At 70.1% G+C, this 12,217-nt stretch carries 11 protein-coding genes; 3 read left to right on the plus strand and 8 right to left on the minus strand.

Annotation, left to right across the window (positions count from 1 at the left end):
• Positions 1-385 precede the first annotated feature (385 nt).
• Together OG842_RS11430 and OG842_RS11435 are read left to right on the plus strand one after the other, a co-directional pair.
• The gene (locus OG842_RS11430; protein WP_266729498.1) at positions 386-1,633 is read left to right on the plus strand and encodes an RNA-guided endonuclease InsQ/TnpB family protein; all 1,248 of its coding nucleotides are present in this window, start codon (positions 386-388) and stop codon (positions 1,631-1,633) included.
• 92 nt (positions 1,634-1,725) lie between these two features.
• A complete protein-coding gene (locus OG842_RS11435; RefSeq protein ID WP_266729499.1) occupies positions 1,726-1,923 on the plus strand; it encodes a hypothetical protein in 198 nt (65 codons plus the stop codon).
• Between the two features lie 76 nt (positions 1,924-1,999).
• On the opposite strand, the gene cimA is transcribed toward OG842_RS11435, so the two are convergent.
• The 8 genes from cimA to OG842_RS11475 all read right to left on the minus strand — a co-directional run bounded on the left by cimA (position 2,000) and on the right by OG842_RS11475 (position 11,923).
• Complete coding sequence (gene cimA / locus OG842_RS11440) at positions 2,000-3,607, minus strand: citramalate synthase (RefSeq protein ID WP_266729500.1); 1,608 nt, start codon at positions 3,605-3,607, stop codon at positions 2,000-2,002.
• Between the two features lie 280 nt (positions 3,608-3,887).
• Positions 3,888-5,222 carry an MFS transporter gene (locus tag OG842_RS11445; protein ID WP_266729501.1) on the minus strand — a complete coding sequence of 445 codons (1,335 nt, stop codon included), beginning with the start codon at positions 5,220-5,222 and terminating at the stop codon, positions 3,888-3,890.
• A 98-nt stretch (positions 5,223-5,320) separates the two neighbouring features.
• Positions 5,321-5,926 carry a TetR/AcrR family transcriptional regulator gene (locus tag OG842_RS11450; RefSeq protein ID WP_266729502.1) on the minus strand — a complete coding sequence of 202 codons (606 nt, stop codon included), beginning with the start codon at positions 5,924-5,926 and terminating at the stop codon, positions 5,321-5,323.
• Positions 5,927-5,929: 3 nt separating this feature from the next.
• Positions 5,930-6,931 (minus strand): agmatine deiminase family protein, encoded by a 1,002-nt coding sequence (locus OG842_RS11455; protein ID WP_266733532.1) that lies wholly within the window; start codon positions 6,929-6,931, stop codon positions 5,930-5,932.
• Between the two features lie 22 nt (positions 6,932-6,953).
• Entirely contained in the window at positions 6,954-8,687 is a 1,734-nt protein-coding gene (locus tag OG842_RS11460) for an urease subunit alpha (RefSeq protein ID WP_266729503.1), read from the minus strand.
• On the minus strand, positions 8,684-9,373 hold the full coding sequence (ureA, locus tag OG842_RS11465; protein WP_266729504.1) for an urease subunit gamma: 690 nt from the start codon (positions 9,371-9,373) through the stop codon (positions 8,684-8,686). The genes OG842_RS11460 and ureA overlap by 4 nt, the downstream gene beginning before the upstream one ends.
• 178 nt (positions 9,374-9,551) lie before the next feature.
• Positions 9,552-10,640, minus strand: a complete 1,089-nt coding sequence (locus OG842_RS11470; RefSeq protein WP_266729505.1) for a branched-chain amino acid aminotransferase — start codon at positions 10,638-10,640, stop codon at positions 9,552-9,554.
• 239 nt (positions 10,641-10,879) lie between these two features.
• Positions 10,880-11,923 (minus strand): 3-isopropylmalate dehydrogenase, encoded by a 1,044-nt coding sequence (locus tag OG842_RS11475; RefSeq protein ID WP_266729506.1) that lies wholly within the window; start codon positions 11,921-11,923, stop codon positions 10,880-10,882.
• A gap of 166 nt (positions 11,924-12,089) precedes the next feature.
• On the opposite strand from OG842_RS11475, the gene OG842_RS11480 reads away from it, so the two are divergent.
• A complete protein-coding gene (locus OG842_RS11480; protein ID WP_266733858.1) occupies positions 12,090-12,215 on the plus strand; it encodes a hypothetical protein in 126 nt (41 codons plus the stop codon).
• Positions 12,216-12,217 lie beyond the last annotated feature (2 nt).

A 12,217-nucleotide genomic window follows, 5' to 3' on the forward strand; every position in this document is an offset into this window, starting at 1 on the left:
GGCGAACGCGATGGCGGTGATCAGGGAGAAGGGCGGAGCAGGCAATGAAGCCCGCTCCGCAACTGCCGATGTGCGGCATACCAGGTGGTGGTGCGCCCGCATACGGTCGCGTCATGCACTTCGAAGACGGCGAACCGGTGTTCAGGAAAAGCCGCTTGGGGACGAACCGCTACCGGGATTCATTCGCAGTGCTCCGGCCCCCAGGCCGGGGGTGAAGCGAATCAGGTGGTGGCGACGCGGAGCGTCGCAGATTCTTGTCTGCGGAGCAGGCCGCAGCCGCGCGCGCGGGGGCTGTTCGCGGGAATGGTGGAGGGCACGGTTCCGGTGGTGCGGGGAACGGATGTTCCCGGTGACGGCAGGTGTGCGGTCTCTCTATGCTCGGCCCATGCAGCTTCGGTACACCTTCCGTGTGCACCCGGAGCCCGGTCAACGCGCCGCGTTGGAGCGGGCGTTCGGGTGCGCAAGGGTGGTGTTCAACGACGCACTCCGAGCCCGCCAGGACGCGTACGCGGCGAACGAGCCGTATCCGAGCGGGGCCGCACTCTCGAAGCGGCTGATCACCGAGGCGAGGCACACTCCGCAACGGGCCTGGCTGGGCGAGGCGTCCTCGGTCGTACTGCAACAGGCGCTGCGGGACGTGGAAGTTGCCTACAGGAACTTCTTCGCCTCCCTCAAGGGGAAGCGCAAGGGCCCGAAGGTCGGGGCGCCGCGTTTCAAGTCGCGCAAGGATGCCCGGCAGGCGATCCGGTTCACCGCGAACGCCCGCTGGAAGATCACCGGCCGGGGACGGCTGGCGCTGCCGAAGATCGGCGAACTTCGGGTGACCTGGTCGAGGGTGCTGCCCGTGACCCCCTCCAGCGTCACCCTCATCAAGGACGCGGCGGGCCGGTACTTCGCCTCCTTCGTCATCGACACCGATCCCGACACCGACCGGGCCCGGTGGGAGGCTCCCGACCCGGACCGCGCGATCGGCATCGACCTCGGGCTGACGACCTTCGCGGTCCTCTCGGACGGCACGAGGATCGCCTCCCCGAGGTTTCTGCGCCGGGCGGAGAAGAAACTGAAGAAGGCCCAGCAGAACCTGTCCCGTAAGAAGAAGGGGTCGAAGAACCGGGAGAAGGCCCGGCTGAAGGTCGCCCGCGCCCACGCGCAGGTCGCCGACGCGCGCAAGGAGTTCCACCACCAGCTCTCCACGAAGCTGATTCGCGAGAACCAAGCGATCGCGGTGGAGGACCTGGCGGTATCCGCACTCGCGCGCACCCGGCTGGCCAAGAGCATCCATGACGCGGGCTGGTCCCAGTTCGTGAACATGCTCGAATACAGGGCGAAACGGTACGGGCGGGTGTTCGTGAAGATCGGCAGGTTCGAACCGACCAGCCAGATCTGCTCCGCCTGCGGCCACCGCGACGGCCCCAAACCCCTCCACATCCGGGAATGGACCTGCCCGGCCTGCGGGGCAGTCCACGACCGCGACCACAACGCCTCGAAGAACGTGAAAACGGCCGCCGGACTGGCGGTAACAGCCTGCGGAGCGAAGGTAGGACCAGAACCCGTTCTGGCACAGCGCGAAGAAACAGGAAGCCACGGAATCACCTACCCACACCGTGCCGCGCAGCGGCACAGCAACAGGTAGGGACGGCCAGAATCCTCGCCCTTCAGGGCGAGGAGCATGTCAAGAGTACAACCCCCGCAAACCCGATCGGCCTCGCCCTGATCGTCATCAGCGTGCTGCTCGTCGGCGGGATGCTCCTGCTCATGCAACTTCGCGCGGGACCGTTCGCGTACCCGTCGACCCCCACACCGGTGAGCACGGAGACCGACGACACATGGCGGTACGTGCCGGGGGCGGAGGACCCCGGCACGTACGGGAACACCGGGTCCGATCCCTCCACGCCGCCGGAGGGCGACGACCCGGCGCCGTGACGCGGACGACCGGATTCACGGGCGGAGGAATTCCGGGCCCACGGCAACCGCGCCGTGGGCCCGTCCCTCGCGAGGCCTACTCCGTCGGCTCGACGCCCGCGCGCAGCAGCCCGTAGGTGTACGCGTCCTCCAGGGCCTGCCAGGACGCGGCGATGACGTTCTCGGCGACGCCGACCGTCGCCCAGTCGCCGGCGCCGTCGCCGGTGGTGATGAGGACTCGGGTGGTGGACTCGGTGCCGGTGCGGCCTTCGAGGATGCGGACCTTGTAGTCGATGAGCTCCAGCTTGGCGAGCTGGGGGTAGATGCGTTCCAGGGCGACGCGGAGCGCCCGGTCGAGGGCGTTGACGGGGCCGTTGCCCTCGGCGGTGGCGACGATGCGTTCGCCCTTGGCCCAGAGCTTCACGGTGGCCTCGTTGGCGTGGGTGCCGTCGGGGCGGTCCTCGACGATGGCGCGCCAGGACTCGGTGCGGAAGTAGCGGCGTACCCGGCCCTCGGCCTCGGCGCGCAGCAGCAGTTCGAAGGAGGCGTCGGCGGCCTCGTACGTGTAGCCCTTGAGCTCGCGCTCCTTGACCCGCTCGACGACCCGGCCGACGAGCGCCCGGTCGCCGCCGAGGTCGATACCGAGCTCCTTGCCCTTGAGCTCGATGGAGGCGCGGCCCGCCATGTCGGAGACCAGCATCCGCATGGTGTTACCGACCAGGGCGGGGTCGATGTGCTGGTAGAGGTCGGGGTCGACCTTGATCGCGGAGGCGTGCAGTCCGGCCTTGTGGGCGAAGGCAGAAACACCCACATAGGGCTGGTGAGTGGAGGGAGTGAGGTTGACGACCTCGGCGATGGCGTGCGAGACGCGGGTCATGTCGGCGAGCGCGCCCTCGGGCAGGACCGCCTTGCCGTACTTGAGTTCCAGGGCCGCGACGACGGGGAAGAGGTTGGCGTTGCCCACCCGCTCGCCGTAGCCGTTGGCGGTGCACTGGACATGGGTGGCGCCCGCGTCGACGGCGGCGAGGGTGTTGGCGACGGCGCAGCCGGTGTCGTCCTGGGCGTGGATGCCGAGCCGGGCGCCGGTGTCGGCGAGCACGGTGGCGACGACGGCCTGGACCTGGGCGGGGAGCATGCCGCCGTTGGTGTCGCAGAGGATGACCACATCGGCGCCGGCCTCGGAGGCGGCGCGCACGACGGCCTTGGCGTACTCGGGGTTGGCGCGGTAGCCGTCGAAGAAGTGCTCGCAGTCCACGAAGACCCGGCGGCCCTGCTCACGGAGGTAGGAGACGGTGTCGACGACCATCTCCAGGTTCTCTTCGAGGGTGGTGCGCAGCGCCAGTTCCACATGGCGGTCGTGGGACTTGGCGACCAGCGTGATGACCGGGGCGCCGGACTCCAGCAACGCCTTGACCTGAGGGTCCTCGGCGGCCCTGCCACCGGCCCGGCGGGTCGCGCCGAAGGCGACCAGCTCGGCGTTCTTGAATTCGATCTCCTGCTGCGCGCGGGCGAAGAACTCGGTGTCGCGGGGGTTGGCGCCGGGCCAGCCGCCCTCGATGAAGCCCACGCCGAAGTTGTCCAGGTGCCGGGCGATGGTCAGCTTGTCCGCGACCGTCAGGTTGATGCCTTCACGCTGGGCCCCGTCGCGCAGTGTGGTGTCGAAGACATGGAAACTGTCGTCGGTGGGCTTGGCCTTGGTGGTCATGCTGGTCTGACTCCTGTCGGATGAGCGGATCCGGACGATCTGGCTCCACTTGCCCCCATCATCCCGCGTGCGTCTCGCGCCGGCCGAGGTGAGGGCCGGAAAACGAAAAAACCCCTCGCGGGTGCGAGAGGTCTGCGCGCGGGTCTGGGGCACGGTGGCCGTGCCGCACGAGGTGGTACGGGACGGTCACTGCGGACCGGCGCGCCTGCTGCCGATAATCATGGCGTTCGAGGGCACGGAAGCAGTCTTGCACAGGGCCGCCTCCGTGCCCCGACCCGTCTCAGGATGCGGGCGTGACGCTCGTCGCGCCGGACGGCTCCGCGTCCGCCCGGTCCGCGTCCTCGGCACCGACCCGGCCCAGGTCGATGTCGCGGGTCTCGCGCATGGTCAGGTAGACGACCAGGGAGACCGCCGCGCAGCCTGCCACGTACCAGTAGAAGCCGGACTCGATGCCCGCCTTCTTGAACCAGAGCGCGACGTATTCGGCGGTGCCGCCGAAGAGCGCGTTGGCGATGGCGTACGGGAGGGCGACGCCCAGGGCGCGGATACCGGTCGGGAAGAGCTCCGCCTTCACACAGGCGTTGATCGAGGTGTAGCCGGTGACGACGACCAGGGCGAGCAGCGCCAGGCCGAACGCGGGCCAGAACGTGCCCGCGTGCTTGAGCATCGTCATGATCGGCACGGTCAGGAAGGTGGAGCCGACGGCGAAGGTGATCAGCAGCGGGCGGCGGCCGATCCGGTCGGAGAGCATGCCGGCCAGCGGCTGGATGCACATGAAGACGAACAGGGCGCAGAAGCTGACGAGCGAGGCGGTGGGCTTGTCCATCCCCGCGCTCTTGGACAGGAACTTGGAGAGGTAGGTCGTGTACGTGTAGTACGCGACGGTCCCGCCCATGGTCAGCGCCATCACCAGGAACGCCTCGCGCTTGTGCCGCCACAGCGCCTTCAGCGTGCCGCGGTCGGCCTCCTCGGCGGCGCCGGACTCCGCGTACACCTCGGTCTCCAGCATCGAGCGGCGCAGGTAGAAGACGATCGCGGCGGCGAGCGCACCGACGATGAACGGGATGCGCCAGCCCCAGCTGTGCAGGGCCGCCTCGGACATGTTGCGCTGGAGGACGATCTGCAGGCCGAGGCCGACGAGCTGTCCCGCGGTCATGGAAACGTACTGGAAGCTGGAGGCGAAGCCGCGCCGGTGGGGGGCGGACGCCTCGGTGAGGTACGTGGCGCTGGCGGCGTACTCGCCCCCGACGGACAGGCCCTGGAGCAGCCGGGCAACCAGCAGGACGGCGACCCCGCCGTACCCCGCGACGTCGTACGTCGGTGCGGCTGCGATGAGGATCGCGGAGGCCGACATGAGCGTGACGGTGAGGGTGAGCGCCGCCTTGCGGCCCCTGCGGTCGCCGATCCGGCCGAGCAGCCAGCCGCCGACCGGCCGCATGAAGAAGCCGACGGCGAAGATGCCCATGGTGTTCATGAGATTGGCGGTCTCATTGCCTTCGGGGAAGAACGAATCCGCGAAGTAGACCGCGAAGGTCGCGTACACGAACCAGTCGAACCACTCGACCATGTTGCCGGCCGAACCGACCCAGATTTTCTTCCACTGCTCTCGTCCCATGGTCCGTCACCGTGCCCGAACAGCGGGGACCGGAACAAGGGCGCAATGCGCAACGATCGCGCGTACTTACGTGCGTTTCGTTCACGGCGCGGCGGCCGCTACCGGACGGCGAGCGACTCCTCGATGAACTCTCGTACCTGTGCCAGGACTTGGGGACGGCCGGTGCCGGGGAGGCCGACCGCGACATGGACGCTGAAGCCGTCGAGCAGGGCGCGCAGCCGGGTCGCGAACCGCCCGGCGTCGACCGGGCGGAACTCCCCGGCCGACGCGCCCCGCTCCAGCAGGTCCACCAGGTCGCGGTGCCAGGCGGCCTCGATGGCGGCCTGCCGGGCGCGCGCGTCGTCGTCCGCGTTCTGCGAGCGGTTCCACACCTCCAGCCAGAGCGTCCAGTGCGGATCGCGGGGGCCGTCGGGCAGGTACAGGTCGATGTACCCGTCGAGCCGTTCGCGGGCCGTCGCGGACCCGGCCATCAGTGCGCCGCGCTCCGCGCCGAGCCGTCCCTCGCTCCACTCCAGGGTCTGGAGCAGCAGCTCGTCCTTGGTGCGGAAGTAGTAGAGGAGGTGTCCGCTGCTCATCTGGACCTCGCGGCCGAGTCCGGCCATGGTGAGGCCGTCGAGCCCCCGTTCGGCGATGGTGGCCATGGCGGCGGCCAGCAGTTCCTCACGGGGCGGGGCGGTGTTGCGACGACGTGGCGCGGGGGGCACGGTTCAGACCTTCGGCTGCTGTTGCGTGATGCAGTGGATGCCTCCACCGCCGGCAAAGATCGTACGGGCGTCGACGAGGGTCACCGTACGGTCGGGGAACAGCTCGCCGAAGATGGCCGCCGCCTCCTTGTCGCGCGGGTCGTCGAAGGCGCAGAGGACCACACCCCCGTTGCAGAGGTAGTGGTTGATGTAGGAGTAGTCGACCCACTCCCCGTCCGCCTGCAGCACGGTGGGCGCCGGGACCTCGACGACGTTCAGCGAGCGGCCCCTGGCGTCGGTGGCCTCGCGCAGGATGCGCACCGTCTCGCGGGTGACCTCGTGGTCGGGGTGGGCCGGGTCCGGCTGGACGTGGGCTACGACGGTGCCGGGGCGGGCGAACGCGGCGACGATGTCGACATGGCCGAGGGTGCCGTACATGCCGTAGTCACCGGAGAGTCCGCGCGGCAGCCAGATGGCCTTCTCGGTGCCGAGCCGGGCGTGGATCTCGGACTCGACCTGCTCGCGGGTCCAGTCGGGGTTGCGCTCCTTGCCGAGCTGGACGGTCTCGGTGAGCAGTACGGTGCCCTCGCCGTCCACATGGATGGCGCCGCCCTCGTTGACCAGCCGGGAGCTCTGCACGGGTACGTCGGCGAGCTCGGCGACGGAGCGGGCGATGTGCTGGTCGTGCTCCCAGCGGGCCCAGTCCTGGGCGCCCCAGCCGTTGAACATCCAGTCGACGGCGGCCAGTCGGTTCCCGTCGGTGACGAAGGTGGGGCCGATGTCCCGCATCCAGGCGTCGTCGAGGGGGCGGACGGCCAGCTCGACGTCCGGGCCGAGGAGCGCGCGGGCGCTGTCCTCCTGGCCGGGGCCCACCACCATCGTGACGGGCTCGAAGCGGCGCACGGCGCGGGCGACGGTGGCCCAGGCGGCGCGGGCCTCGTCCAGTTCGGCGTCGGTTTCGAAGGTCGGGTTGGGGCCCGGCCAGGCCATCCAGGTGCGTTCGTGCGGGGCCCACTCGGGCGGCATGCGGAAGGTCACTGCGGTGTCCTTAGAGGAAGTAGAGGCGGTTGAGAGAGACGGAGTCGGCGGGCTCGGAGCGCAGCGGGTCGCCGTCCAGGGTGACCAGACCGCTGCGGGCGTCCACGGCGACCTCTCCGGTGCGGGAGTTGTGGATCAGGTCGCCGGGGCCGATGCCGCGGGTGCCGCGCACGCCGACGCGGCGGCGGCGGGTGGGCATCGAGTCGGCGCCGAGCTGGGTCGCCGCCTGCGAGACGAAGGCCACCGAGAGGTCGGCGGCGGTGGCTCCGTACGCCCCGAACTGCGGTCCCAGGACGAGGGGTTCGCAGGTGTCGGTGGCGGCGTTCGGGTCGCCCGTGACGCCGTACGCGGGGAAGCCGGACTTCAGCACGAGCTGCGGCTTGGCGCCGAAGAACTCGGGACGCCACAGCACGATGTCGGCCATCTTGCCGGTCTCGATGGAGCCGATCTCGTGCGAGAGACCGTGGGCGATGGCGGGGTTGATGGTGAGCTTGGCGATGTAGCGCAGCACCCGGGCGTTGTCGTCCGCCGGGCCGTCGCCCTCCATCGGGCCGAGCTCGGCCTTCATCTTCCCGGCCATCGCGAAGGTGCGGCGCACCGTCTCGCCGGCCCGTCCCATGCCCTGCGCGTCGGACGAGGTGATGCCGATGGCCCCCAGGTCGTGCAGGACGTCCTCGGCGCCCATCGTCCCGGCGCGGATCCGGTCGCGGGCCATGGCGGCGTCGCCCGGCAGGTCCGTCTTGAGGTCGTGTACGGAGACGATCATCCCGTAGTGCTCGGCGACGGCGTCCCGGCCGAAGGGCAGCGTGGGGTTGGTGGACGAGCCGATGACGTTCTCGACGCCCGCCATCTTCAGGACGTTGGGGACGTGTCCGCCGCCGCAGCCCTCGATGTGGAACGCGTGGATCGTGCGGCCTTCCAGGACCTTCAGGGTGTCCTCGACCGACAGGCACTCGTTCAGCCCGTCGCTGTGCAGGGCGACCTGGACGTCGTGCTCCTCGGCGACCCGCAGCGCGGTGTCCAGGGCGCGGGTGTGGGCGCCCATGTCCTCGTGCACCTTGAAGCCGCAGGCCCCGCCCTCCGCGAGCGCCTCGACCAGCGGGGCCTGGTGCGAGGACGAACCGCGGCCCAGGAAGCCGATGTTGACCGGCCAGGCGTCGAAGGCGTTGAAGGCGTGGCGCAGCGCCCAGGGCGAGTTGACGCCGACGCCCCAGACCGGGCCGAACTCCTGGCCGATGATCGTGGTGACGCCGGAGGCGAGCGAGGCCTCCATGATCCGCGGCGAGAGCAGGTGGACATGGGTGTCGACGGCGCCCGCCGTCGCGATCATCCCCTCGCCGGAGACGATGGTCGTGCCCGTGCCGACGACGACGTCCACGCCGTCCAGGGTGTCCGGGTTGCCGGCCCGGCCGATCGACGCGATCCGGCCCTCGCGGATGCCGATCGACACCTTGCGGATGCCCTGCACGGCGTCGATGACCAGCACATTGCTGATGACGACGTCACAGGTGTCGCGGACCGCGGCGGCCTTGAGGTGCAGCCCGTCGCGGGCGGTCTTGCCGAATCCGGCGAGGAACTCCTCGCCGTACTCCTGCGCGTCGGACTCGACGCGGACGGTCAGGCCCGAGTCGCCGAGGCGGACGCGGTCACCGGCGCGCGGGCCGTGCGTGGCGGCGTACGCGTGGGGGTCTATGTGCCGGCTGCCCGGCGCGCAGTGGTCGTTGTGCTTGGTCGGCCTGCTCATGCGCCTGTTCCCTTCACTCCCAGATATCCGCAGGCCGCGGCGCGCCGCAGGGCCTCTTCGCGCGCGCCCGGCGCGTCCAGCGGACCGTCGACGAGACCGGCGAAGCCGATCGCCACGCGCGCGCCGCCTATGGGCACCAGGCCCACCTCGACGCTCTCCCCCGGCCCGAACCGCACGGACGACCCGGCGGGGACGGCGAGCCGCATGCCGTAGGCGGCCTCGCGGGCGAAGTCGAGCCGCGGGTTGGCCTCGAAGAAGTGGAAGTGCGAGGTCACGGAGACCGGCACGGTCGCGGTGTTGAGGACGCTCAGCCGCACCGCGGGCTCCGGCTCGGGCGTGGCGGGCCCGGGAACGACGGCCCCGGGACCCTCGTCGCCCAGCCCTTCGCCCAGCGGCCGGGAGATCACGGCGAGCCGGGAACCGTCGTCGAAGACGGCCTCCACATGGACCTCGGTGACGACGTCGGCGACGCCCGGCAGCACGTCGTCGGGGCCCAGCACGGACCGCGCCGCCTCGATGGCCTCGGCCAGCCGGAGCCCGTCCCGGGCGGCCTCGCAGACCGTGTCCGCGATCAGCGCCGTCGCCTCGGGCACATTGAGCTTGAGGCCCCGGGCGCGGCGGGCACGGGCCAGTTCGGCCGCACTGAAGAGCAGCAGCCGGTCACGTTCCGTCGGAGTCAGTCGCACGTCTCCACACCTCTCGGTTTAGAGCGCCACTCTAACTCATGGTTAGAGTGGCGCTCTAATATGTGAGAGGGCACACCCCGGGGTGCGGGAGGACGCGTCCGGGCAGACGAAAGCCGCGCCCGCCGGTAAGCGGGGCGCGGCTTTTCGTTACTACGGGGCCCGATCCGAACGAGAGGCCCTAGCCGAGGGGGTGCATCCAGCCGTGGGTGTCCTCGGCGACACCGCGCTGGATGTCGAGCAGGCGCTCGCGCAGCTTCATCGTGACCTCGCCGGGCGTGCCGTTGCTCTGGGTCCACTCGCCGCCCTCGGACTTCACTGTGCCGACGGGGGTGATGACGGCGGCGGTGCCGCAGGCGAAGACCTCGGTGAGGGTGCCGTCGGCGGTGTCGTCGCGCCACTGGTCGATGGAGACGCGGCCCTCCTCCGACTCGTAGCCGAGGTCGCGGGCGACCTTGAGCAGCGAGTCACGGGTGACACCGGCGAGCAGCGAGCCGGTCAGGGCCGGGGTGACGATCTTGTTCCCGTACACGAAGTACAGGTTCATGCCGCCGAGCTCCTCGACCCACTTGTGCTCGACCGCGTCGAGGTAGGCGACCTGGTCGCAGCCCTTCTCGGCGGCCTCGGCCTGGGCGAGGAGGGACGCGGCGTAGTTGCCGCCGGTCTTGGCGTCGCCCATGCCGCCGGGGACGGCGCGGACCCGGTTCTCGGAGAGCCAGATCGAGACCGGCTTCACACCGCCGGGGAAGTACGCGCCGGCCGGCGAGGCGATCACCAGGAACAGGTACTCGTTGGCGGGCCGCACACCGAGGCCGATCTCGGTCGCGATCATGAACGGGCGCAGGTAGAGGGACTCCTCGCCGCCGTGCGCCGGAACCCAGGCCTGGTCCTGCTTGACCAGCGCGTCGCAGGCCGCGATGAACGTCTCGACCGGCAGCTCGGGCATGGCCAGCCGGCGGGCGGAGGCCTGGAAGCGCTTGGCGTTGGCCTCGGGACGGAAGGTGGCGACCGAGCCGTCGGGCTGGCGGTAGGCCTTGAGGCCCTCGAAGATCTCCTGCCCGTAGTGCAGGGTCATGTTGGCGGGGTCGATCGACAGCGGCGCGTACGGCACGAGCTGGGCGTCGTGCCAGCCGCGGCCCTCGGTCCACCTGATCGTCACCATGTGATCGGTGAAGCGGCGGCCGAATCCGGGATTGACCATGCTCGCCTCGCGCTCCGCGTCGGACAGTGGGTTCGAGGAGGGCTTGAGCTCGATCGTGGGCGTCGTCATGAGTGCGTGTCCTTCACCGTTGTGTGTGTTGGACCGCGCTCACGCCGCTCCTGCCAGACAGGTGCTAGGACGTCCGAGTTTTGTTGCGAGCCACGGCCCCGTTCGATTATCGCTCCCGGGTGGCCGTGCACGAAACGACGCGATCGCGGTCCAGTGGTCGATGGTGGCACCCGGGGCCGCGCAAGGTGAAGCCGCCGGGTGCGGTGGTTGCCCGGCGGCTTCGAAACGGAGTCGTCGGGTCAGTTCGCTACGCGTACCGCGAGCGCGTCGCCGATCTGGTCGGTCGTACGGCTCGTCGAACTGTCGCGCTCCGCGAGGTCGGCGGAGACGGCGTCCTCGATGCGCACGGCCTCGGCCTCGTAGCCGAGGTGGCGCAGCAGGAGGGCGACGGAGAGGACCGTGGCCGTCGGGTCGGCCTTGCCCTGGCCCGCGATGTCGGGGGCGGAGCCGTGGACCGGCTCGAACATCGACGGGAAGGTGCCCGTCGGGTTGATGTTGCCGGACGCGGCCAGGCCGATGCCGCCGGTCACGGCAGCGGCGAGGTCGGTGAGGATGTCGCCGAAGAGGTTGTCGGTGACGATGACGTCGAAGCGCTCCGGCTGGGTGACGAAGAAGATCGTCGCGGCGTCGACGTGCAGGTAGTCGGTGGTGACCTCGGGGTACTCGGTCGCGACCTTGTCGAAGATGTTCTTCCACATGTGGCCGGCGTACACGAGGACGTTGTTCTTGTGCACCAGCGTCAGCTTCTTGCGCGGGCGGGCGTTCGCCCGCTCGAACGCGTCCCGGACGACGCGCTCGACGCCGTACGCGGTGTTGACGCTGACCTCGGTGGCGACCTCGGCCGGCGTACCGGTGCGCAGCGAGCCGCCGTTTCCGGTGTACGGGCCCTCGGTGCCCTCGCGGACGACGACGAAGTCGATGTCGGGGCGGCCGGCCAGCGGGGTCGCAGTGTTCGGGAACAGCTTCGACGGCCTCAGGTTGATGAAGTGGTCGAAGGCGAACCGCAGCTTCAGCAGGAGCCCGCGCTCCAGGACGCCCGACGGCACGGAGGGGTCTCCGATCGCGCCGAGCAGGATGGCGTCGTGGGCCTTGAGGGCTTCGAGCTCCGCGTCCGGGAGGGTTTCACCGGTGCGGTGCCACCGCTGGGCGCCAAGGTCGTACTCCTTGGTCTCCAGCTTCACATCCTGCGGGAGAACAGCGTTGAGGACCTTGAGGCCCTGGGCCACGACCTCCTGGCCGATACCGTCACCGGGGATCACTGCGAGATTGATGCTGCGAGACATGTCCGCACCCTACTGCGCGTCCCACCCCATGACACGTCATGTCCACCATACGGACGCACGGGGAGCTGTACGTGTACCGCTCACCTACTCGGCGGTACGGCGTCGGGCAATGGGTGGACGTTCTGCTCCATGCGGGAGAGCGGCCGAGACCGTGGAGTGGTCCCGGGTGCGGTACACCGGCTTCTCTTTCCTGGCGGTGGGGGTGGAGCCCGGACCGCACGCCCGGATGAAGGTCACCGCACTCGCCGTGTCGGGCGAGCGCATCGACCACTTCGAGATCGGCCGGGGCTGACC

It is taken from the genome of Streptomyces sp. NBC_00376 (assembly GCF_036077095.1).
In the GTDB taxonomy this organism is placed as follows: Bacteria; Actinomycetota; Actinomycetes; order Streptomycetales; family Streptomycetaceae; genus Streptomyces.